This window comes from Desulfosudis oleivorans Hxd3 (assembly GCF_000018405.1).
GTDB classification, from domain to species: domain Bacteria; phylum Desulfobacterota; class Desulfobacteria; order Desulfobacterales; family Desulfosudaceae; genus Desulfosudis; species Desulfosudis oleivorans.
The window spans coordinates 1,024,427-1,047,375 of record NC_009943.1 but is presented as its reverse complement, the minus strand read 5'-3'; the positions used below and the strand labels follow the sequence as shown (position 1 = coordinate 1,047,375).

General features: G+C 58.6%; 23 protein-coding genes. 8 read left to right on the top strand and 15 right to left on the bottom strand.

What is annotated here, in order from left to right; genetic code table 11:
• Positions 1-17: 17 nt before the first annotated feature.
• From DOLE_RS04600 to DOLE_RS04585, 4 genes are read right to left on the bottom strand one after another with little or no spacing between them, the layout of a single operon-like run.
• Positions 18-788, bottom strand: coding sequence for an acyl-CoA dehydratase activase (locus tag DOLE_RS04600; protein WP_012174322.1), 771 nt, complete (start codon positions 786-788; stop codon positions 18-20).
• A complete protein-coding gene (locus DOLE_RS04595; RefSeq protein WP_012174321.1) occupies positions 785-1,606 on the bottom strand; it encodes an acyl-CoA dehydratase activase in 822 nt (273 codons plus the stop codon). Before DOLE_RS04595 ends, DOLE_RS04600 begins: the two co-directional genes overlap by 4 nt.
• On the bottom strand, positions 1,603-3,048 hold the full coding sequence (locus DOLE_RS04590; RefSeq protein WP_012174320.1) for a 2-hydroxyacyl-CoA dehydratase subunit D: 1,446 nt from the start codon (positions 3,046-3,048) through the stop codon (positions 1,603-1,605). Before DOLE_RS04590 ends, DOLE_RS04595 begins: the two co-directional genes overlap by 4 nt.
• The gene (locus tag DOLE_RS04585) at positions 3,045-4,166 is read right to left on the bottom strand and encodes a 2-hydroxyacyl-CoA dehydratase subunit D (RefSeq protein ID WP_012174319.1); all 1,122 of its coding nucleotides are present in this window, start codon (positions 4,164-4,166) and stop codon (positions 3,045-3,047) included. Before DOLE_RS04585 ends, DOLE_RS04590 begins: the two co-directional genes overlap by 4 nt.
• 334 nt (positions 4,167-4,500) lie before the next feature.
• On the opposite strand from DOLE_RS04585, the gene sbtA reads away from it, so the two are divergent.
• The 8 genes from sbtA (at position 4,501) to DOLE_RS04550 (ending at position 12,037) form a co-directional block, all read left to right on the top strand.
• Positions 4,501-4,731 carry an SbtA family thio(seleno)oxazole RiPP natural product precursor gene (gene sbtA / locus DOLE_RS18565; RefSeq protein ID WP_167320836.1) on the top strand — a complete coding sequence of 77 codons (231 nt, stop codon included), beginning with the start codon at positions 4,501-4,503 and terminating at the stop codon, positions 4,729-4,731.
• 53 nt (positions 4,732-4,784) lie between these two features.
• Positions 4,785-6,398: a thio(seleno)oxazole modification radical SAM maturase SbtM gene (gene sbtM / locus DOLE_RS04580; protein ID WP_012174318.1), complete on the top strand. Its 1,614-nt coding sequence runs from the start codon at positions 4,785-4,787 to the stop codon at positions 6,396-6,398.
• Positions 6,399-6,482: 84 nt separating this feature from the next.
• A complete protein-coding gene (locus DOLE_RS04575) occupies positions 6,483-6,932 on the top strand; it encodes a hypothetical protein (protein WP_012174317.1) in 450 nt (149 codons plus the stop codon).
• A 253-nt stretch (positions 6,933-7,185) separates the two neighbouring features.
• Positions 7,186-9,129, top strand: a complete 1,944-nt coding sequence (locus tag DOLE_RS04570) for an ATP-binding protein (protein WP_012174316.1) — start codon at positions 7,186-7,188, stop codon at positions 9,127-9,129.
• Entirely contained in the window at positions 9,126-9,515 is a 390-nt protein-coding gene (locus DOLE_RS04565; protein WP_012174315.1) for a response regulator, read from the top strand. The genes DOLE_RS04570 and DOLE_RS04565 overlap by 4 nt, the downstream gene beginning before the upstream one ends.
• Positions 9,487-10,110 carry a response regulator gene (locus tag DOLE_RS04560; protein WP_012174314.1) on the top strand — a complete coding sequence of 208 codons (624 nt, stop codon included), beginning with the start codon at positions 9,487-9,489 and terminating at the stop codon, positions 10,108-10,110. Before DOLE_RS04565 ends, DOLE_RS04560 begins: the two co-directional genes overlap by 29 nt.
• Positions 10,111-10,127: 17 nt before the next feature.
• On the top strand, positions 10,128-10,745 hold the full coding sequence (locus DOLE_RS17035; protein ID WP_012174313.1) for a response regulator: 618 nt from the start codon (positions 10,128-10,130) through the stop codon (positions 10,743-10,745).
• Between the two features lie 14 nt (positions 10,746-10,759).
• A complete protein-coding gene (locus tag DOLE_RS04550; RefSeq protein ID WP_012174312.1) occupies positions 10,760-12,037 on the top strand; it encodes a formate/nitrite family transporter in 1,278 nt (425 codons plus the stop codon).
• Between the two features lie 353 nt (positions 12,038-12,390).
• Here the strand turns inward: DOLE_RS04550 and DOLE_RS04545 are convergent, their stop codons facing one another.
• The 11 genes from DOLE_RS04545 to DOLE_RS17030 all read right to left on the bottom strand — a co-directional run bounded on the left by DOLE_RS04545 (position 12,391) and on the right by DOLE_RS17030 (position 22,946).
• Complete coding sequence (locus tag DOLE_RS04545; protein WP_041280348.1) at positions 12,391-12,855, bottom strand: PilZ domain-containing protein; 465 nt, start codon at positions 12,853-12,855, stop codon at positions 12,391-12,393.
• 62 nt (positions 12,856-12,917) lie between these two features.
• Positions 12,918-13,472 (bottom strand): hypothetical protein, encoded by a 555-nt coding sequence (locus tag DOLE_RS04540; protein ID WP_012174310.1) that lies wholly within the window; start codon positions 13,470-13,472, stop codon positions 12,918-12,920.
• 54 nt (positions 13,473-13,526) lie between these two features.
• Complete coding sequence (locus DOLE_RS04535; protein WP_167320835.1) at positions 13,527-15,098, bottom strand: HD domain-containing phosphohydrolase; 1,572 nt, start codon at positions 15,096-15,098, stop codon at positions 13,527-13,529.
• A gap of 45 nt (positions 15,099-15,143) precedes the next feature.
• Positions 15,144-15,515, bottom strand: a complete 372-nt coding sequence (locus DOLE_RS04530; RefSeq protein ID WP_012174308.1) for a response regulator — start codon at positions 15,513-15,515, stop codon at positions 15,144-15,146.
• A gap of 85 nt (positions 15,516-15,600) precedes the next feature.
• Complete coding sequence (locus DOLE_RS04525) at positions 15,601-17,502, bottom strand: methyl-accepting chemotaxis protein (protein WP_012174307.1); 1,902 nt, start codon at positions 17,500-17,502, stop codon at positions 15,601-15,603.
• Positions 17,480-18,616 carry a protein-glutamate methylesterase/protein-glutamine glutaminase gene (locus DOLE_RS04520; RefSeq protein WP_012174306.1) on the bottom strand — a complete coding sequence of 379 codons (1,137 nt, stop codon included), beginning with the start codon at positions 18,614-18,616 and terminating at the stop codon, positions 17,480-17,482. The genes DOLE_RS04525 and DOLE_RS04520 overlap by 23 nt, the downstream gene beginning before the upstream one ends.
• Positions 18,609-19,169, bottom strand: coding sequence for a chemotaxis protein CheD (locus DOLE_RS04515; protein WP_012174305.1), 561 nt, complete (start codon positions 19,167-19,169; stop codon positions 18,609-18,611). The genes DOLE_RS04520 and DOLE_RS04515 overlap by 8 nt, the downstream gene beginning before the upstream one ends.
• The gene (locus DOLE_RS04510) at positions 19,166-19,621 is read right to left on the bottom strand and encodes a response regulator (protein ID WP_012174304.1); all 456 of its coding nucleotides are present in this window, start codon (positions 19,619-19,621) and stop codon (positions 19,166-19,168) included. The genes DOLE_RS04515 and DOLE_RS04510 overlap by 4 nt, the downstream gene beginning before the upstream one ends.
• 16 nt (positions 19,622-19,637) lie before the next feature.
• Positions 19,638-20,453: a CheR family methyltransferase gene (locus tag DOLE_RS04505; protein ID WP_012174303.1), complete on the bottom strand. Its 816-nt coding sequence runs from the start codon at positions 20,451-20,453 to the stop codon at positions 19,638-19,640.
• 161 nt (positions 20,454-20,614) lie between these two features.
• On the bottom strand, positions 20,615-21,118 hold the full coding sequence (locus tag DOLE_RS04500) for a chemotaxis protein CheW (RefSeq protein WP_012174302.1): 504 nt from the start codon (positions 21,116-21,118) through the stop codon (positions 20,615-20,617).
• Positions 21,119-21,170: 52 nt separating this feature from the next.
• Positions 21,171-22,946 (bottom strand): methyl-accepting chemotaxis protein, encoded by a 1,776-nt coding sequence (locus DOLE_RS17030; protein WP_012174301.1) that lies wholly within the window; start codon positions 22,944-22,946, stop codon positions 21,171-21,173.
• Positions 22,947-22,949 lie beyond the last annotated feature (3 nt).

The window sequence follows — 22,949 nt, the reverse complement described above, 5'->3', positions numbered from 1 at the left end:
AAGAAAAGCGCTTTGGGCTAGTGGTAATCGGCCAGGAGCGCTGCGCCGATGGCGCCGGCCAGTTGGGGATCAAAGGGGAAGGGGTGATATTGACCGCTCATCTTTTTGTCGATGATGGCGTTGATGGTTTCGATGCGGGCCACGCCGCCGGTAATGGTGTAATGCGCCACGCCGTCAAACCGCCGGCCCTGGGAGACCACCAGGTTGGCCACGGTTTCGCATACCCCGGCCAGGATATCCTGTCGGGGGATGCCCTGGTTGACGTGGGAGATGACCTCGCTTTCCATGAACACCCCGCACTGGGAACTGAGCCCCACCGAGGATAACGCCCGGCCCGCTTCCTGATCCAGGCGGGATATGTCCACACCCAGCTTGTTACTGATCACTTCCAGGAACCGCCCGGATCCGGAGGCGCACTTGTCGTTGCGCATGTAGTTTGCCACGTCGCCGTCTTCGTCAATCCGGATGGCGGTGATGCTCTGGCCGCCGATATCGATGACCAGCTCTACTTCCTCCAGATAATACGCTCCGGCCGCTGCCACACAGGTGATCTGGTCTTCCATTATGCCGGCCCGGGGGGCCATTTCAGCGCCGGCCCCGGTAATGACGATTTTTTCCACGTCAGCCGCCGCTTTTCCGCCGTGGGCGGTGGTATCCTGAATCAGGCCGTTGATCTCCCTGCCGATATTCCCGGTGGTCCGGATGATCCGGGAGGCCAGCAGATCATCCTCATCCATCAGCACCGCCTTGGTAAATATGCTGCCGATGTCACATCCCACCGCAATCATGCCGATGCCTCCTTTCGGGCCAGCATGGCCGCGCCGTAAGCACCGATAAGCTGGGGATCTATGGCCGGCATCAGAATCTTTTCAGCAAGCATGTCTTCAAGTGCCGCGCGGACGCCGACATTTTTGGCCACCCCGCCGGTAATCATTATTTTTCGTTCCGGCTTCACCCTTCTGGCCAGGGCCAGCACCCTTTCCGCCATGGCCTTGTTGATCCCGGCGGCCACCTCTTTTTTGGGCACCCCCTGCTGCAGATAATGAATCACTTCGGTTTCCACATAGATGGTGCAGCGATTGCTCATCACCGCCGGTTTCCTGGCGTCCCGGGAGAGCCGCCCCAGTTCTTCCAGGCTCACCTCCAGGGTTTTGCTCATCACTTCCAGAAAATGGCCGGTGCCGGCGGCGCATTTTTCATTCATGACAAAATTGACCAGCTTGCCGTCGGCGTTGAGCTTGATCACCTTGGCGTCCTGACCGCCGATATCAATAATGGTCCGGACGGCGGCATTCAGACAAAACGCCCCGTACCCGTGACAGGAGATCTCGCTGACGTTGCTGTCGGCCAGACCCCGGGCCTGAAGCATTTCCCGGCCGTACCCGGTACTGACCGTATACGCGATCCGGTCCCTGGTGACGCCCGCCGTGTCCATGGCCCGGCCCAGGATGACTTCCGCCGACTCCACGGGATTGGACAACACGTTCATGGTTTCCGCGCCTATGATGTCACCGTTCCGGACGATGACCGCCTCGGCTGTCAGCGACCCGATATCAATGCCCGCGCAAAGCATGGCTGTCTGATCTTTCTTCGATGGGTGGGTCATCCGTCTTTTTCCGAAGCCCGCAGGTCGGCTTTGGCCCGCTTGCGCTGCCGGATTTTCCGCTTGCCGCTCTCCTTGCGGGCCACGACATTATTGACAAACTCCTCCACCTGGTTCTGCAGATCGCTCATGGGGGTCATTTTCTTCATCCAGGAATCGCCCTGCAGGATCAGGATGGGAATACCCAGCCGCCTGGCCAGTTCATCCCTGAGAATCGAGATCACCCCCCAGGTCTGCTTGCAGGAGTGGTGACCGCAGTAGATGACGCAATCGGCCTGCAATGACTTGGCCGCGTAAACGACATCATCGGTCCAGGAACCGGACATGGATTCCGCGCCCACCTGCCGGGTCATGGGCATGTTCCAGGCTGCATCGGTCAACCCTTCGATCATGGTTTCCCTGCTGGTGGTATCCACCACACTGGGGAAAAACAGGTCCAGGCCGTCTCCCAGATGGGAAATCCCCTGCTTTTCCATCCAGCTGAAAAATCCGAAAAAATCATGATAATAACTGGTATAGGCCCAGAGGCTGCGGGCCCTTTCCCGTTCAGCGGGGTATGCCTTTCGGACCAGGCGGTCCTGGCTGATGCGCACCAGGGTTTCCATCAGGCCCACCCCGGCATCGGTTCCCCACATGGAAAAACGGGTGCCGTACAAAAACAGGGAAAAAATATTCGGTACCGGGCTCGGGACGGCCTGCTGCAGATCCCACAAATCGTAATACAGCTCGGTGCAGCGGTTGGCCCGGGTCATGGCCTGCCGCAGCCGCTCTTCGTCCAGGGTTTCCCCGAGGAAATTTTCCAGATCGGTGACCAGGTTGTGCATGTAGGTGCCGTACCACTGCCGGCCGCGGCCCGAATCATCGGTGGGCTTTTGCAGAAAAAACTGGGGAATATTCAGATAATGGGAGACGAACTCGTGGATTTTGGCGTTTACGTCGCACCCGCCCGGGGAACTGGAGATGATGGCGTCGGGTTTGAAATCATCACCGGAAAGAACCGATCCCAGTTCAATGGCATTGGCCGAACAGATATGGTCGGGCAACCCCAGGCCCATGGCCACGTCCCAGAACTCCTCTCCCTGCCCTTTCAGCATGGAGACCCCCAGGGTGGTCAGCACCTCACTGGTCAGGGGGACCGCGCTTTCAAAGGCGTGAATGAGTTCACAGGGGAAATTAAAGGGCACCAGGATGACCTTTTTGCCTTCTTTGGCGGCCCGCTTGGCGTTCATGATCCAGGTGGCCGCCATTTTGGTGTAATCCAGGCTGGCTTCCTTTACGTGGGGCTCCCAGAGGGCGTTCATGGACTTGCGGGCGTCCTCGGGTACCAGCTTCAGGGCGTTCATCAGGAAACCGGCCTTGTCGATAAACCCCCGGGGAAGTTTTTCGATAATCGCGAACTGCAGGGCCAGCTGGTCAAACAATCCGGTGGGCGGTCTGAATCTCATGAGGCGTTTCCAATCTGTTCCAGGAAGGCCTGCACCCGGGTCCGCATGCGTCCGGCATCGGCCTTGGCGCCGTATTCTTTTTCCAGCTGCAGCACGGGGACGCCCGCTTCCTCCAGGGCCATGCGCAGCTGCACGTTATCCACCCCGTGAATATCACAGAATTTGTTGTGTACCAGCACAACGCCGTCCACCCTGGCCCGCCGCACCGCTTCCAGCAGGTACGCCCGGCGGGCGGGAAACTCACTGAACATGCGGGGGCAGACCAGGTTTTCCAGGTACATGCGGGCCAGGACGTCTTCCGGGGAACCGTTCATCTGCGGCGTGTGCTGCCAGAAAGCCCGGGAACCGAAGCAGAGCATGTCCGAAACCACCAGGCCGCCGAGATCCTCCATGTCACGAACAAAATCCACCTCATCGGTGGCGCTGCCGCCCAGCAGAAGACGGGCTCGAACGGGGCCGACGTCATGGTGGGTCCGTTCCTGAATGACCCGGTCCAGCAGGTCTTCAAAAACATCCGGCGGCAGGGCGGTGCCCGCCAGGAACACCTTCAACGCCTCCACCCCGGTAATGCCGGGTTTTTCACGCTCGCGGATCGCGTACACCGTTCTTAGCTTCCGGCGAATCCCGTCCTGCCGCTTGATCTCCGCGAAAAGGTCATCGTCGCTGACCGTCCGGCCGGAAAAAGCTCCCAGGGCCTCGCGAAACAGGGCCAGCTCCTCGGTAAAAAATGCCAGGGATGAGGCGTCCGTCAGATGGGGGACTTTCAGGTAATGAAAGAAATCAAACCCGCGGGCATACTTCCAGTTTTCCACCATCCCCCGGATATGATCGCACCCGTTGGTTTCGATCATCCCGTCCAGAAAGTCATAGGCCCCGGTGAGGCCCAATTGAAGGCAGGATCGGCAGAAGCTGCAGTTAAACCGCGACAGGCGGGCGTCGGCCATGTCTGTTTCGCCAAACCCAAGGGCCCGCAGCCGATAGGGCAGCACCTTGAAAGCCGTGATCATCTCGACCGGGGTGGCGACGCAGGCATACCCAAGAACCTTGCCGCCATCGGCCTTCCACGAGGCCACAAAATCAGTCTCAATGGCCGCGACATGTTTATCAATAAAATCCATACCAGGCCCTTGATCAGTAAAAACGGGTTAAAAAACCGGGGCGTAGCTCTGTTTGTATTGTCTGACCCTGCCATCAAACGGCTGTTAAGTCAAGGCAATAGCCATATGCCAGGATCAATGGGGACGCAAGGATAAGGAAAGGAAAAAAGGGGAGGGGAAACGGGGAGAGCCAGGCATCAGGGCCTTTTTTCTTGACAAGCAAAAGGCGCTGTCATAGTTTATTTCTATCCCCTTCTCTCGGCTGATTCAAATATCCAATTACCCGTTTTCCGGGAATTTTTGTGCGTCAAGAGGGGGAATGTTCCGGAAGACGCCACACGCAGGGAGGTCGGCAGTGGACTTGAAAGAACTCAAAAAAGCGCTGGCAGGCTTTTGTATCGCGGGCCTGATCAGTGGCGCCGGCATGGGACTGGCCGGGTGCGGCACCCCCGCCAGCGGCTGAAGCGCCACGGACGACGCAGGTAGCGTCGAAAAGCAACAGCAGCCGGACAGCGGCGGAAGCGGCCAGGACGACAGTGCCGTGAGCACTGAAAATGAACAAAAGACACCTGGCACCAGCGGCTGAGGGGCTTCCCAGTAAAGTGCCGTGAGCACTTCATCCTTTATCTCTTGACCGTTATGCTATCAGCAGAGGCCGTTTATCCGGCCAGCCGCCGGCTTTCCGGAGACCATTTTTTTTCCCGGTGCCTGGAAAAATGCGGGGATCATCCCGAAGCGCTGGCCGATGTAATGGCCCGTCTAACAGGCGAGTATGGTCTACCATCTTACCTGACCGAACTGGCACGTCTGGAGTACGCGCTTTTTCGGGCCGGTTCCGCCGCCGATCAAATCCCCTCTCAGGTATCCGAGATAACAATCAACCCTACCCTGGAGCTGTTGTCGTTCCAGTGGAAAAATCTATGCCGGCTGCTGACTTCCGGGAAAGAGGTTCATCCGGAAGCGGCCGAAGAACGGGTCCTGGTCTGGGTCGACCCGAAAACAGGGAAGCCCCTGGCGCGACCGGCTACGAACAATGATCTGCTGGCACTGAAAATCGTGGCGGAAAGAATCCCGGTGGAAAAGGCGGCCGGGGAGGGCGCCATTCTGCCGGGAGAAATCTGGTTCCGAATCCGGGCTGCCGCCCGCAAAGGCCTGATACTGACGCCGCCCAGTGCTATTGTTCGCGACCCGGCCATCTTTCCCCGCGACGCCGGACTGTCACCGGAAATCTATACCTCTCCGGTTTTTACGCTGCAATGGCATATTACCCAGGCCTGTGACCTGAACTGCAAACACTGCTATGATCGGAAGGAAAGCGAGCCCCTGCCCTTTGACCGGGGAGTGGCCGTTCTGGATGATTTTACCCGGTTCTGCATGACCAGAAACGTCAGCGGTCATATTTCTTTTTCCGGGGGCAACCCGCTGCTGTACCCTCGTTTCTGCGACCTTTACCGGGAAGCCTCCCGAAGAGGGTTTTCCCTGGGCATTCTGGGAAACCCGACCGAGCCCGGGCGGATCGAAGAATTAATCCGCATTGAAAAACCCGCTTTTTTTCAGGTCAGCCTGGAAGGGCTGGCCGAACATAACGATTATATCCGCGGGCCGGGCCATTTTGAGCGGACGCTGGCTTTTCTGGAGGTCCTGCGGGACCTGGGCGTTTTCAGTATGGTCATGCTGACCCTGACCCGGGACAATATGGACCAGGTGATTCCCCTGGCAGAAATGCTGGAAGGCCGGGCCGACCTGTTTACCTTCAACCGGCTGGCCCAGGTCGGGCGGGGAAAAGACCTGCTGCTGCCGGAGAAAACCGCCTACCTGTCATTTGTGCGGGAGTTTATTCAGGCTGCGGACAGGCTGTCCGTTCTGGCCAGAAAGGACAACTTGATCAATGCCGTCCTGTATGAGCAGGACCGGTCTGTTTTCGGGGGATGCACCGGTCACGGCTGCGGCGCCGCGTTCAACTTTATCTCCCTTCTGCCCGACGGTTCGGCCCACGCCTGCCGAAAGTTCCCCTCGCCCATCGGCAATGTTTTTTCCGACACCATTGAGGCCGTCTATGATTCGTCGACGGCCGAGCAATACCGGGCCGGCGCCGCCGCCTGCCGGGGATGCCCCGTACGGTGCGTGTGTGGAGGCTGCCTGGCCGTAGCTTACGGCCATGGCCTGGATGTGTTTTCCGAAAAAGATCCCTTTTGCCCGGGGCCTCCTTCCGCAAAAAACCGGCTGCCCGGTCCGGACCCTGCCGGACGCTAAAAAAGGGGTAAGCACTTGCTTCTTAAAGATAGTGAAACTATGCTCTTTTTTTCCTGTCGACAACACATACCGGAGGAGCCCGGCATGACAATCAAAAAGAGATTACAAACCATCGCGGCCGCCTTCCTGATAACGGTCATTGTGGCGGGATGTGTTTACACGCCGATAAAGACCAATGAGATTGCGCCAAAGAATTTCTCGTACACCGAATCGGCCGTCATTTATACCGACGGCCGAAGCGCGGTTGTGATTGACGAGGCCGGCGGACTCGCGCTTGAGACAGACGATATGTGGAGCAGGACAACACCGGAAGCGGCAAACCTTGAAAAATTTTTAACCGGGGAAAACATCATTGCCAAACAACTGGTCTCCATAGACCCGGCATCCGGCCAGGAGACCATAGAGGCGACCCTTTTGCAGAATGCCAGAGGCCTTGAGTTCTATTTTGAAAAAAAAGTGGGGAAGTACACGGTGAAATCACCCCTGTCCGAGCAGCCGGAACGGGAAAAGTGGCCCCGTCGAAAAGATAAATAACCGCTTCACAATAAACCGCATCAATTCATAGACCCAAAGCACTTTGGCAAAAACGGCCCGGCCGCCCCTGTCTGTTTTTTTTACAGACTGCCAAATATTCCGATACGTCCGGGGCTCAAAAAAAACCCTTCGTTTTTCTTCGCCTTAAAACCATTTATTTACAGGCAGTTAAAATCCGCACCCGCCTGCCCGGGTTCTGGCAAACAATTTGCAGTGTCCCAGGCCAGACACCGCTTTTTCATGGAGGCAGGTCATGCGGATACAGGCCATACATTCCACACGGTTCAAACTGATCGTCAACTTTCTGGTTGTCTGTTTCCTGGTGGGCGGCACATCCCTTTTCATCGGCGGCCACCTGCTTTACAACGCCGTTGTCCGGGAGGCGGAAAGCCAGGTGAAGCTGGCCCTGAGCGCCACCCGGGACGTGTACAACACGCAAATCCGGTACGTCAACGTGGCCCTGAACATCACCTCCCTGGGATCGGGGTTCAGAACCGCCTTTTTTGAACATGACATTGCGGACCTGCGGACCCGGCTGGAGCGGCTGAAGCAGCACGCGGGCCTGGATTTCGTCGGCGTGGTAACCGCCACCGGCCAGCCCCTGTGCCGGACCGGGCCCAATGCCGTGCCCGGAACAACCGAGCCCGCCCTTTCGGTGGACAACACCATCGCGCGGTATGTGACCAGCCACAAGGAGGCGGTGGCCGGAACGGTGGTTCTGCCCCGATCCTTTCTCCATATTGAAAACCCCGACCTTGCCGAACGGATTCAATTTTATTCCACCGGCACCGAGGGCCGGGACATGGCCTGCCTGGCCATTGCGGCGGCCATTCCGGTGTTTGAGAATACCTCTTCCGGAGAGATCGCCGGCGCCCTTTACGGCGGCATCGTGCTGAACCAGAGCACCGACCTGGTGGACATGGCGCGAAAGACCTTCTTTCTTGATGAAATTCAGAAAAAGATTGATGCCCCGACCGTGACCCTGTTTTTTGATGATGTCCGCGTGGCCACCAATATGACCGATGAAAAGGGGCTGCGGGCCATCGGAACCAGAGCGCCCGAAACGGTCCGGCAGGACGTGCTGACCATGGGGAAACAGATCACCACGCGCCTGCCCCTGGCCGGCAAATGGCACATGGCCGCCTACCAGCCCATCGAAGATATTCTGGGCCGACGGGTTGGCATGATGGGCATTGCCGTGCCGGAGTCCACCTATACGGGGGTCCAGAAGAAAATTTTCTTCTTTTTTCTGCTGGCCACCTGCATCGGGGCCTGCGTCGCCATCGGCATGGGGTATCTTCTGGCCTACCAGATCATGCGGCCGATACACCGGCTGATAAAGGCCAGCCAGGAGGTCTCCGAGGGCAGCCTCGCCCCGGATATCGGCGCCATATCCAGGGACCCGGAAATCGCGATCCTGCAGAAAACCTTTCAGCACATGATCGAAAAAATGAAGCAGCGGCGCATGGAGAGCCAGGACAAGATATTTCAGTCGGAAAAGCAGGCCAGTGTGGGCCGGCTGGCCGCCGGCGTGGCCCATGAGATCAATAACCCCCTCACCGGCGTGCTGACTTACACCCACATGCTGCTGCGGCGAAACGACCTGGCCGACGATGTCCGGTCCGACCTGACGGTTATCGTCGAATCCACCGAGCGGGTGAGAAAAATCGTCAAGGGACTGCTGGACTTTTCGCGCCAGACCCGGCTTGATCCCGAGGCCACGGAGATCAACCGCCTGATCGAGGCCACCGTCAAGCTGATTGAAAACCAGGCCCTGATCAAGGGGGTGGCCATTCATTTTCATCCGGGGGAGAGCCTGCCCGCCCTGGTGATCGACCGCAGCCAGATGCAGAGCGTGCTGCTGAACATGATCATCAACGCCCTGGACGCCTCCGAGCCGTCGGACACCATAGAAATAGCCACGGCCATGGCCCGGTCGGCCGGCGCCCCGGGCCGGAACGGGGTGGAGATCACCGTCGCGGACACGGGATGCGGCATTCCGCCGGAGAACCTGGACAAGCTCTTTGACCCCTTCTTCTCAACCAAGGAGGTGGGCAAGGGTACCGGCCTCGGGCTGTCGGTCTCCTTCGGCATCGTCAAGGAACACAACGGCAACATCCGGGTACAGAGCGAGGTGGGGGTGGGCTCCACCTTCTTTATCTGGCTGCCCGTGGAAACCACAGGACAGGAAAAATGAACATACTGGTGGTAGATGATGAAGGCATCGTGCTGGAGAGCTGCAACCGGGTGTTGAAACCCGAAGGGTTCTCGGTGCGGCTGGCGACATCGGCGGAGGAGGCCCTGGCGGTGATCGACCGGGAGCCGCCGGCCCTGCTGATCATTGACGTCAAGATGCCGGTCCATGACGGCCTTTACATCATGAAGGAGCTGAACCGCAAGCAGCAGCGCGTGCCGGTCATCCTGATGAGCGGGTTCAGCACCAAAGAGACGATCGAGGAGTCCTATAAAATGGGAGCCAGAATGTTCCTGGCCAAACCCTTTACACCGGACGAACTGCTGGGCGCGGTTCGCCGGGTGATCGAGGAGACATGTGATGGAAAAGAAAAAAGTTCTGGTCATTGATGACGAGCAGATTGTTTTAGACAGCGTACGGAAGATACTGGCCGACCGGTACGAAGTGGAGACGGCCGACAACGGAACCCGGGGGATCAAGCTGGCCCTCAAGAACCCCTGCGATATCGTGCTGACCGACATTCGCATGCCCGACGTGGGGGGGCTGATCGTGCTGCGGGAGATCAAGCGGCAGAAGCCGTCGCTGCCGGTGATGATCATCACCGGGTATGCCAGCGTCCGTTCCGCGGTGGCGGCCATGAAGCTGGGGGCCGCGGACTATATTGAAAAGCCGTTCACCCCGGAGCAGCTGGCCGAGGCCGTGGCTACCGCCATTGAGCGCGAGAAAGAAAGAGAGCCGGATGCCCAGCAGGTCATTCACAAAGAGGAGATGCTCCGGGTGCTGGAGCGGGCCGGCCATGACAACGATTTTCGAAGCGCCCTGCTCAACCACGGGGCCGATGCCCTTGAGAACTACGAGTTGACAAAACCCGAGATGCTGGCCGTCATCACCGGCGATATTCACTGGATAGAAGAACAGATCGGCCCCCTGACCGACAACCAGAAAAAATGGCTGGAGGCCCGGCTGGCAGCGGAAATCTGGTAACCCGAAGGAGAAAAACCATGCAAAAAAGAATACTGGTCATTGATGACGAACAGATCGTGCTGGAGAGTGTTGAAAAGATCCTGACAGCGGAAGACTACCATGTCCTGACCACGCTGTCGGGAAAAGCGGGGATCGCCCTGGCCTGCGACCGGCCCTTTGACCTGGTCCTCACCGATATCCGCATGCCGGACGTAAACGGGCTTATCGTGCTGCGGGACATTCGGCGGGCCAAACCTTACCTGCCGGTGGTGATCATCACCGGGTATGCCACCATCGACTCGGCGGTATATGCCATGAAGCTGGGGGCCGGCAACTACATCGAAAAGCCGTTTACGCCGGATGAGCTGCTTCGCACCGTAAAGGCCGCGCTGGACAACGCCGCCGGCACCTTTCAGCAGGAGGAGCAGACCCTGGTAAACAAAAAAGAGGTACTCAAGGTCCTGAAAAAAGGGGCCGCTGACGCCGGGTTTGCCGGGCGGGTATTTGAGCGGGGGTCTGACGCGCTGGAAAAGTATGATCTCACCGCCGATGAAAAACTGGCCATTGTCACCGGTGATGTGACCTGGCTGGAGGACCAGCTGGGTTCGATGGATCCGGCGCATAAAAAATGGCTGACGGCCCAAAGGTCGGCATAATACAGGGAGGCACCATGAGCAGCCAGCGGATGCTGATTATAGATGATGAAGAAATTGTTCTGCGCTCCTGCCAGAGGGTGTTTGCCGACGAGGGGTTCAGCGTGGTCATCACCCAGAACCCGGCTGAAGGACTTCGCCTGGCGTCGGAATCCTTTTTCGACGTGATCCTGTGCGACTGGAAGATGCCGGGGTTTGACGGCATGGACGTTGTGGCCGAACTGGACAAGCGGTCCCCCGAATCGGTGGTGGTGATGATCAGCGGGTTCCCTTCCGTGGGACGGGCCACCGAAGCCCTGAAGCGGGGCGCCATGGATTACGTATCCAAGCCCTTTACTCCTGAAGAGATCACCGCCGTGGTGCAGAAGGCTGTACAGCGAAAGCTTTCCGAAGAAAAAAAGGCCATCGGCCGTTTTGAAAAAATCATCGGCTCCCTTCAGTTTCCCGTGCCCGGCATCGAAGACAAGACGCCCAAGACCATTGCCGAGACCGTGGCTTCCACCATCGGCGTGGGTAAGGTGACATCGCCATGGCGCACCGTGACCGTGCTGGGCCTGCTGGCCGGTGCCTACATCGGGTTCGGGGGGCTGCTCTCCACGTCGGTCACCTTTGACATGAACGCCGTCGTGGGCATCGGGCTGACCAAGTTCATGGCCGGCGCGGCCTTCAGCCTGGGCCTGATGCTGGTGGTCATTGCCGGGGCCGAGCTGTTTACCGGCAACAACCTGATGATATCCAGCGTGCTGACAAAAGACATCACCTTTATCGACATGATCAAGCGGTGGGGAGTGGTTTACCTGGCCAACCTGGCCGGCTCCATCCTGATCGCCCTGATTCTGCTGCTGTCGGGCCTGTGGAAAACCGGCAACGGGGCACTGGGCGCCGCCGCCGTGAACGTTGCCGTGGCCAAGGTCTCCCTGGGATTCGGCGAAGCCCTGGTCCGGGGTGTCGGGTGTAACTGGCTGGTCTGCCTGGCGGTGTGGATGGCCCTGGCCTCCAGCCAGACCATCGGCAAGATCTTTGCCATCTTTTTTCCCATCATGGGATTTGTGGCCATCGGGTTTGAGCACTGCGTGGCCAACATGTACTTTATTCCGGCGGGCATCTTCCTGCACCATTGGGCCGACAGCCCCGCCATCGCGGCGGTCACGACGGACAACCTCACCTGGTTTGCTTTTTTGTGGAAAAACCTGCTGCCCGTCACCATCGGCAACATCATCGGCGGCGGCGTGTTCGTGGGCATGAGCTACTGGGGGGCCTACCTGAGGCCGGCAAAAGCGCCAAAACCGGTTTAATTTAAAAGGTTCATCTTCCGATTAGTGGTAGCAAACGATTTGCATATTTTTCAGTGCTGTCGATGGTTTTGAAAGGAGTCAAGGGTTCAAGGATTCAAGTGGTCAAGTAAAAAGCTATAAATAAAGGGAACCTCGAAAAATTCAATTTCTCGCAAAGACGCGAAGGACGCAAAGAAAAGCACGAACACCATGTGTAAAACAGAAAAAATAAGCCTTTGCGCCTTTGCGAGATAAAATAAATAAACCGCCAAAAACAAAAAATGGCGTTTTGGACGAAAAAAAAGGGGCAACCCACAGTCAGCGGGTTGCCCGGATAATTTACGCGGCATGCGCCCCATGACAGGATGATCTGTCTATTCGATATCAATGGAATAGATATCGAACTCAACACCCACACCGTCTTCCGTCATTCGCACCACCTTGCCCTTGACCTTGATCTGGCGGTCCTGGTTGGTAAAGGGAATCGACAGTTGAAGCACCTGGCCCGGGGCCATCTCCTCAATGGTTTCCAGAAACAGGCCGCCCAGGCTGATGTCTCTGGCCATGCTGGTGCCCGAGACTTCTCCCCTGGTCACGCTGACGTTCAGCCGCAAGGGCTTTCTGGGGTGTTGCCGTTTGTCCGTCGCTTCGGGGGCCTGGGGTTTGGATGCCGCCGCCGGTGCCGGTTTTTCCGCTGAAGGGGCTTTGCGGGGCTTTGCAGATGTCCCCGGTTGCTGCTTTTTAATTTTTCCCCCGGGCCGGGCCTTCTGTTTTGGCCCCGCTGTTTTGCCGCCTTGCGTGGCCGCGGGACGCGCCTTCGGTTTGTCGCTGGTTGTCATGGGCAGTTCCGTCGTGTTTAAAAGCGGGTTTGGGGCCATTGCCGCCGGCCCCGGTATTCGTCTTAAAACATCTCGACGTTCTTTTCGCGCTTCTCCCTGTGCCGTTGTTCTTCTCCGATCTCCAGGGCCTCCTTCACGCCGGCCCCTTCCAGAATGGCTTCAAACATCCGGCGATCCGCCTCAATATAATACCTGGATTTGATCATTTCCTGCAAGCCCTGCCACTCGTACGGCGAATAGAGACGATGCCGGTCGTTGATCAGGTCGGCCAGGGCCGACAGGTTGAGACCGACGTGGGCCAGCCGCTGGGTCAGCCGGTCATAAAACTGAAAGGCCACGATCACATCGTTGACCATTTTGGATATCTCCCGGCAGTTTTCCAGTATGGCCGTTTTTTCATCACTTTCCGCCAGGCTTTCCGATGCCGTGTGAACCACCCGCAGCTTTCCCATGAGCGCGGTGAACAGGCCGGTCAGCGCGTCCACCGACTCGTCGCCTTCGGACATGGACCGCTCCACCTGTGAAAGGGCCACGTTCAGCATCATCACCGTTTCCCGAATCTGGCTCCAGTCCAGGTCCGGGTTAAAAGCATCCGAGGGAATCTTTCGTGCAGGCATACCATCTCCTTCCAGATTTTAAGGGCCGGTTCGTCAAACCGTTTCAGCGACCGTTCACTTATAACAACACCGTAACGTACCGGGAAAAAGACCGGATTCGGCATCACCTTCGCCTATTCTCCGGCGAATGACGTCAAACGCCTCCATGTTGGCCGCAAAAACGTCCACTATATCCGGGTCAAATTTTTTCCCGCGTTCTTCCAGTATAATGGCAACCGCCTTTTGATGGGAAAAGGCGGCTTTATAAACCCGCTCGGTGGTCAATGCGTCATACACATCGGCCAGGGCCACGATCCGGGCGGAAAGGGGAATCTGTTCCCCGGCCAGCCCGTCCGGATACCCGGTGCCATCCCAGGACTCGTGGTGATGGTAGGCGATCTCCTTTCCCAGGGTCAGAAAGGACTGCTCCTGCAGCTCGGCATCCACCGCGGCCAGGGAGTTCCCCCCCACCAGGGTGTGCTGCTTGATAATCTCAAATTCGTCGATGGTCAGGGGGCCGGGTTTGAGCAGGATGGCGTCGGGAATGCTCACCTTGCCGATATCGTGCAGAATCGAAGAAAGATAGATGTCTTTAATATAGGCCGGGGTCACGTAGTCCGCGTACCTGGGCAGGCGGGCCACGGCCTGGGTCAGAATACGCACATACTCCCGCACCCGCTCCAGGTGCCGGCCGGTGCTGTCGTCCCTGGACTCGGCCAGCTTGGCCAGTCCCAGGATTGTCGCGTTTTTGGTGTGTTCCAGCCGCTTCTGGGGCGTCACGTCCCGAACAATATTGATCACGCCTTCCACTGCGTTGTTGTTGATAATGGGCCTGGCCCGGCTTTCTACATAAATGCGGGACCCGTCCCTGTGAAAGGACTCCATCTCAAAAATCGGAAACACCACATTGGGCTGGGCCGCCTTGTACAGCTCAAGGGCCTGGCGAAAATCAAAGCCCAGAAAATCATAACTGCCGAGATCCCGGCCCACCACCTCCTCCGGCGTAAGGCCAAAGATATCTAACAGGGTCGCGTTGGTGTTCACCACGAAACCCTCCCTGTCCATGTGAATGACGGCATCATGGGTGTTATCAAAGATAATGGACCATGCCTTCCGGTGTTCCGCGGCCTCGTTTTCCGCGTGCCTGCGCCTGTTGCGTTCTTCGATCAGAGCTTCCTGGGCGTCGACCAGCCGGGCCTTCAGGTGGGCCACATCACCCATGGGAAGATCATCGGCAAACCCGGGCCGTGCATGCCGGCGCCGAAGGGCCGCATCCAGAGCACGGTCCACCATGGGCCGCAGGGCCGCTTCGGTGAGAAGCGGCAGCACCAGGCAGTCAAAGGCGCCGGTACGAAAGGCCAGAAGAATATCGGCGGGAGTCGCATCTTCATCAAAAACGGGAATCACCGGGACACCGGGAAATGTTTCACAAAGCCGGGTCAGGGTCCTCTGCCAGGGCGGCCCGGTGGTTCGGGCGGGCAGAAACACCATGTCCGGCGCCGGTTCAAAAGGGCGGCCGGCCGCAAGATGGCCATGGTCAACCAACACGGCAGCATAGCCCATTCGTGTCAGCGCGGGGATCAGGCCCCCGTCCTCCGTATCGGCCGGGTCTCCAAGGATCCATATGGGTGCGAATTTATGCTGCATGACAACATCTTGTATTTCGACGGTTGATAAACGTTCGGCCATTATCTAGTTGGCGGGCATGACCTTTTTCACCACACCCACCAGCTGATCCGGCTTAAAGGGTTTGGTGATCCATCCGGTAGCCCCGGCGGCCCGGCCCTCCTGTTTTTTGGCCTCCATGGATTCCGTTGTCAGCATCACGATGGGCGTAAACCGGAACCGGTCCATGGCCCGCACCGACCGGGTCAGCTCCAGGCCGTCCACGTAGGGCATGTTCAGGTCCACGATAAACATGTGGATCGGCGAACCGTTAATCTTTTCCAGGGCATCCCTGCCGTTTTCCGCCTCCACCACCGCGTAGCCGGCGTTTTCCAGGGTAAAGGCCACCATCTTGCGCACGCTGGTCGAATCATCAACAATCATTATGGTCTGTTCCATCTGCTACTGCCTCCTCTGTGATTACATGCAGCCGGGCCCGGCCCGGCGCGTCATCCTTAAACCAAAAAACGTCATGAAACCCGGATTAAAACAACTCCACGTTGGTTCCCAGCCCCTCATCGACCGGTTCGTTGTCATCCTCCCGGCCCCCCTTTCGCGCCCCTTCAAACAGAATGACATTGTTCTCCCGGTCGGCGGTGTGCCTGCCGGGCAGGCGGCCCGCGGCTTCCAGGTCCGCGTCCACAAGGACCGTTTCCAGGCCGGGGCAGGCGGATATTTTCTCCAGGCGGTCGCTATACCCTTTGAGGCGCCGGGAAAGCCCCTGGAAAAAATCCAGGCTGGAAAGGGTCGTATCAACCGCCTTCTTCAACTCACGCGCCCGTTGATAAGCGGCCATGGAGTCCTGCTGAAACGCCTCGTAAGCCATGGAGATGTCCTGAATCACCTGGTTGAGACGGGACATGGCCCCGGACTCAGGATCCGGCGCCACCCGTGCCTCAGTTTGCCGAATCTCCCCGGCAGCGGTCATAATGGCCGTGATGATCTGTTCCACCTCGGAGGAGAGGCCGTCGGACCGGGTGGCCAGGGCATTCATCTCCTTGGCCAGCATCTTAAGCGCGCCGCCCCGCTCCCCCATCCGGTCCGCCGCGATAATCGAATTAATGGCCTTGTTATGCGTATTGGCGCTGATGCTTCTTACCAGGCCCAGCAGTTCCGACAGTGTGGCGGCGATACCGGACACCTGGGCCGCTGCCTCCTGAATCTGGCGGTAAAAACTTTCGCCCCGGTTGAGCAGGTCATGCAACTGGGTCAGGGCTCCTTTTAAATGGGAAAACGGGTCATGCCGGAAAGCGGCAAGATCGCTGTCCTCTGATTCCGTATCCGTACCGCTGATGCCCTGCACCAGGTCCCCTACTTCATGGCCGATCCGTTCCAGGGCAGACCGGTTCTTCTCATACACCTCGGTAATTTCAGTCCGAATGCCGGCAATCCTGTGGACCTGGTTGACGATAATCTCCGGCGCCGGTTTCCTGTCGGCTATCAGACCGGGGGCACGCCTGCCGCCATCAACCGCCGCGGACAGCACCGCGTTGAGCCGGTTGGCCACATACAGCATCCGCTGCCGCATGTTGTCATGAAACTGGACACCCACCACAATTTCGGCCACCTGCCGGGATATCTCCCTGGAACGCCGGCCTGCCTGATCGATGGTATCCACGGAGAACCGCAGCAGGGCCTCGGTCTTGTGCGTCGACTCCTGGACCGTTGTCCGTATCTCCGCGGTCAGGGTCTCCAGCCGGCCGATACCCCCGGCAATCTCTTCCAGGGTGGAACGATGGACCGTGCGGGCCTTTTCCACGTTCTTATGAACATCGTTGGCAATACCGGCGATGTTGACCGACAGGTCCTTGATCTCCTGGGCCACGTCGGAGAAGATGTTAACCGACCGGTCGATGCTTCGGGCATTTTCCACCAGCATGTTCAGGGCCACGGTTTTCAGGGACTGGGAAAACTTCTTGATCTGCTTGCTGATGGCATAGAGGGTTTCAAGGTTGTCCATCACCCCGTTCATCCGTTCCAGGTTGGTGCGCACCTCGTTCTGCCGGGCCACGATCTCGGCCAGAGACGCCTCCAGAATCCGGCGGCCCCGGTCCAGAAACCCGCCCTTGTCCATGACACCCATCTGCTTGACCGTATCCAGCATCAGGTCGGTGAGTTCCGTCACATTGGCGTGGATGGTCCGCAGGCTGATCCCCAGCAGCATGAAGTCGCCTTCCGACCCATCGACAAAGGTCTTCATTTCGTCTTTTATGCCGGGAATTTCAACCGACAGCTGCCGAAGCCCCTCCGGCGGCAGCACCGCCGGCGCAGGATCGGGTCCGCCGGTTTCCGGAAAACTCTCCGTAACGGCTGCCACGACCTCCACCGGTTCAAGGTCACTGCCCTGGGTTTCGGGTCTTTTTTTAAACCACGCGCTGAGTCTCATAGTGCCTCTGTGTACTTTTATAAAACCGGATCACTTCGCCGGCGATACGATCCAGGGGGAGCACGTTGTCCACGCCACCGTGCTTGACCGCCTCACCGGGCATGCCGTATACCACGCAGGACGCCTCATCCTGGGCAATGGTATAGGCCCCGGCCCCGTGCATCTCGGCCATGCCCCTGGCGCCGTCGTCCCCCATGCCGGTCATGATCACGCCGATGGCATTGGTTCCGGCGTAACGGGCGGCCGAACGGAACAGCACATCCACCGACGGGCGGTGACGGGACACCAAAGGGCCGTCCTTGACCTGCACCAGGTATTTTGCGCCGCTGCGCACCAGCAGAATGTGACGGTTGCCCGGTGCGATCAACGCGTGGCCCCGGAGTACCGGGTCTCCGTCGGCGGCCTCCCTGACTGTTATGCCACAGATGCCGTCCAGCCGCCGGGCAAAGGCGGTGGTAAAATGTTCGGGCATGTGTTGAACCACCACAATACCCGGCGCGTCCAGGGGCATGGCCTCCAGGAAAATTCGAAGGGCCTCGGTGCCACCGGTGGAGGCCCCCACTGTCACCACCTTGTCTGTGGTCTGAAAAACCGCATGACCCGGCCGGGCCCCGGCCAGCACCGCATCGGCCGTCAGCTTGGGGGACACGGCCCGCTGGTTCGAAAACTCCGGCACCGGCGGACGAGCAACTGCTTTCCTGGCCGTTCCGGCCCTGGCCGCTGCCTTTACCACGTCAATGATCTGCACCTGGGCATCGTGAAAAAACTGTTTGACCCCCAGCCGGGGCTTGTTGATCACCTCCACGGCCCCCTGCTCGACCGCCCTGACCGCCAGGGCCGAGTTTTTTTCGGTCAACGCCGAACAGATCACCACCGGCAGGGGATGCTGGGCCATGATCTTGCCCAGAAAGGTCAGGCCGTCCATGCGGGGCATCTCCACATCCAGCGTGATCACGTCGGGCATATCGGTCTTCATCTTCCTGACCGCCAGGTAGGGGTCCGGTGCCGTGCCCACCACCTCGATATCGGGATCGGTCTCCAGTATCTCGCGCAGGGTCTGCCGGACCAGGGCTGAATCGTCGACAATCAGTACGCGAACCGGCCGTTTAGCCATCCTTGCCCTCTTTACCCACAAGCGTTCGTTGAATCTTCTTGATCCAGACATCCCCCCGGTGAGGGAAAAAAAGCACTTTCCGTCCCAGGGTGCCGCCCACGTCGGTAGCCGTAACGGTAAGCCCCAGCTCGCCGATCACCTGAAGGGCGGTCTCCACGTTGCGGCGGCCGATATTCAGGGTCTTGTTTTCGTGTTTGCCCGGCACCGGCAGAAACATCTGGCTGCCGCCGAAAATCTTGACCTCCATGGTGCGGGGAACCACGCCCCTGGCCGACATTTTGCCGAATATGTGCCGAACGCTGGAATTGACATAGCGACCCACCAGGTTGGCCGTATCAGGGGTACCGGGCAACGGAAACGGCAACAGGGAATGGGTGATGCCCCCGATGTTCAGCCGGGGGCAATACATCGTCACCGTGACGCAGGAGCCCAGCACGGTCCGCACCTGGGCCGGGCTGCCGTCGGAGACGAACCATTCTCCCTGCTTCAGGTAGACGCCGGGCCAATCCGGATCACTGTCCGGCAGACACCGGGTATCGAGTTGCCCCTTCATATAAACTGGTCCCACCGGTTTTGGGTTTCTGTTGCATTCTCCGCTTCAGCACCCAGGCTCACCCCGTTGTTACTTAAGGCCTGGAGCACGGTCTGCTCGGTAAACGGTTTGGTGATATAAGCGTCGGCGCCGCATTCGTACTGGGCCACCAGAATGCGGGACGGGTTGTTGATGGTGGTCACGATAATAATGGTGGTGGCATTTTCTCCCGTCCATCCGGCCTGCTTCTCGAATTCCCGGATTTCCTTGACCGCTGTCAGGCCGTCCTTTTCCGGCATGATGATATCCATGAGCACCAGGTCGAACCGGTCCTCCCGGCTCGTGTTCTGTTTTATCATGTCCACGGCCTCCTGCCCGTTGGCCGCCGTCCGGCAGTGGGCCAGGGGAGACAGAATACCGGTAAAGGCCTCGCGAATGGACGCGCTGTCATCAACAATCAGTATTTTATGCATCACCACACCTCCTGTACTACAACCGCTGGTATACGGTGGGAAACACCTGTCTCAGCGGCAGATCCATGCCGCCCAGGGTTTCCGAATGACCGATGAACAGGTATCCACCGGGTAAAATGCATTCACAGCACCGGCGAAACAGGGCCTCCTGCAACGGGCGCTCGAAATAGATCACCACGTTGCGGCAGAAGACCACGTCGTTTTTTCCGGGGCAGGAAAAGGGCTTCATCAGGTTCAGGCAGCCGAAGGCCACCTTTCTTCTCAATTCCGGTACCACGCGCATCTGCTTTTTGTCCCGGTTCCTGCTGCGCATGAAATAGCGGCGCTTAAAATCGGCGGGTACAGCCTGGGCTTTTGCCTCCGCGTAGATGGCCTGACGGGCTTTTTCCACCACCTCCCGGGAAAGGTCGGTGCCGGTGACCTCAAAATCAAACCCCGGCTGAGTCCGGGCGAATTCATTCAGGACCATGGCGACGCTGTAGGGCTCCTCCCCGGTAGAGCACCCGGCGCTCCAGACCGCAAACTTCCGTCTGCCGCCGTTCCGGGCAAACCAGGCCGGCAAAAGCGTTTCGTAAAGCAGATCAAAATGGGCCCGCTCACGAAAAAAATCGGTTTTATTGGTGGTCACCGCGTCGATCATCAGGGGCAGCTCATGGGCCATCCCCTCGGGTGAAAACAGGTATTCCCGGTACTGCCGGTAGCTGTTCATGTTCATGGCCCGCAGCCGCTTGAGCAGGCGCGATTGGAGCATGATCTTCTTGGCCGGCGGCATCTTGATGCCGAACTCCGCCTGAATGAACCCGCCGATGGCCGCAAATTCAGCGGCGGTCATGGGCGGGGGCGGCTCCCATATCCGGCGCTCCCCGTTTTCACGAGGACCGGGAGACGCAGCCGTGCCCCCCTGCCCATCTCCTCCGACACTGCGGAGAGGCGGGCCGGCAGCCGACGTCATGCGGTATCCATCACGAATCCCGACAGTCCCGGTTGACGGCATCACTCCTCCTGTTCCTCTACCTGTTGCCGCAGGCCGGCAATCATGGAAAGTTCGCGGTCGGAAAAAATCTCATCAATGTTGAGCAGAATCACAAACGCGTCGGCCAGCTTGCCGATACCGGCGATAAACCGGGTGTCCAGTCGGCTGCCCAGGCGGGGGGCCGCATCAATCTGTTCCGTCGGAATATCCAGCACCTCCTTGACCCCGTCTACCAGGGCGCCCATGGTGGCGGCCTCGCCGTCAATCTCCAGTTCCACGATGATGATGCAGGTCTCGGCTGTCCGCTCGCCTTCGGCCAGACCGAACTTCTTGCGCAGGTCGATCACCGGCACCACGTGGCCCCGGACGTTGATGACACCCCGCATGAAGTCGGCGGTCATGGGGACGCGGGTGATGGCGGTAAACTCCAGCACCTCGCGCACCATCTGAATATTCAGGCCGTACAGCTCTTCATCCAGAAAAAAGGTCAGGTAGGTGTTGTTCTGCCTGGTTTTCTCATCCATCGGTCACTCCTTTGTCCGCCGAGTCGGCGTAACATGCCGACTGTTCCTAAAACTATTCAAACGCTGAATCCGCTTGGTCCATTCCGTCCATTGCCAGGGCCGGCCGTTGTCGGGAAGACGTCACCCCTTTGTTCCTTGTCAGCACCGGCCCCCCGGCGCCGCGACCTTTGCCGGGCCGGTCACGCGGGTCATCCTTTCTCCGGCGCACGGCCCCACCGCCCACTCTGAAAAACCCCATGATGTCCTGCAGCTGCTGGGCCTGGCCGGCCAGCTCCTGGGCCGTGGAAGAAACACCCTCGGCCGAAGCTGCATTCTGCTGCACCACATGGTCCAGCTGGGAGATGGCGGAGTTGATCTGGGCCGCGCCCGCGTTCTGCTCACGGGAGGCCGCGCTGATCTCCTGTACCAACTCAGCGGTCCGGCGAATATCAGGCACCATCTTTTCCAGCATGGCGCCGGCCGACTCCGCCACGGCCACGCTGCCGGATGACAGCCCGGCGATCTCCTTGGCCGCCTCGCCGCTGCGCTCGGCCAGCTTCCGCACTTCGGCGGCCACCACGGCAAAGCCCCGGCCCGCGTCGCCGGCCCGGGCCGCCTCAATGGCCGCGTTTAAGGCCAGCAGGTTGGTCTGCCGGGCGATCTCCTCAATGATAGAGGTCTTGCCGGCAATATCCTTCATGGCCCGCACCGTGTCCTGCACCTGGCGCCCGCCCTCTTCCGCGTCCCGTGACGCCTGGGCCGCGATCCGCTCGGTTTCTGAAGCGTTGTCCGCGTTCTGGCTGATATTGGAACTCATCTGTTCCATGCTGGAGGTGATCTCCTCCAGGTGGGAGGCCTGCTCGGTGGAGCCCTGGGAAAGCTCCTCGGAAGAAGAACTCATCTCCTCGCTGCCCGAGGCCACATGATCCGACGTTGCCTGCACCTGAACCACCACATTCCCCAGATGTTCTCTCATTCGGATCACCGCATGAATGATGTCCTGAAATTCGTCCACGATGGCGGTCCTTTCCGGTTCGGTGACCAGATCGCCCGCTTCGATAGCGGCGGCGGTATGGTTCACGGCGGTCAGCTTCAAAACGATGCTTTTGATAATCAGGGCGGAAAGAACAAAGGCAAGGGCGATACCGATGACCGAAATGATGACCATTTTTGTAACAAGGGCCGCTGTTTCAATCTCCGGTGACGTCAGGTAAACCAAAAAATAGGATAAAAGCAGCAAAAACGGGACGGCTGCGGAAAGAAAGAAGGCCACCGCCATTTTGAAAGCGGTGCTCAACCTGGGCAATGCGTCAAGGGTAATCCATCGGGGAAAGGCCCCGGCGTTTATATACCGCTGAACATGGAGCTCCATGGCAAGAAAATAGATGACCGACCCCAGGGAGACTGCGATAAAAAACAGAAAAATAATATTAATAGTCTGGACTCCCGTCACTTCGGCATACATGAAAAGAGGAATAAACACGATCGCCAGGCCGGTGGCCCAGTTGAAAGCCCCGTTGAACAGTTTTTTGTAGGGCAGCATCAGAACGTGCCTGAGCACGGCCTTATATTCTTCATCACTCACCGCCCGACCCGACAGGTATTTTTCAAAATATTTCGCCGGCGGGCCCAGCATGGTGTAGTTGAAAAACACCGTCGGAATCATTGAAAACAGGATGCCTGCCGGTATGCTGAAAACAAGAATCTTCATCTGTTCATCGTTGATGGCCATGTTGGACCACAGATGAAATACGACGATGGGCACAAGAAAAAAATAAGCAAGGCCCTCGTTGATCATCAACGAATTGAAAACAAACCGATCAAGAAGCGTTTTGCTGTTTCTGTCCATCTT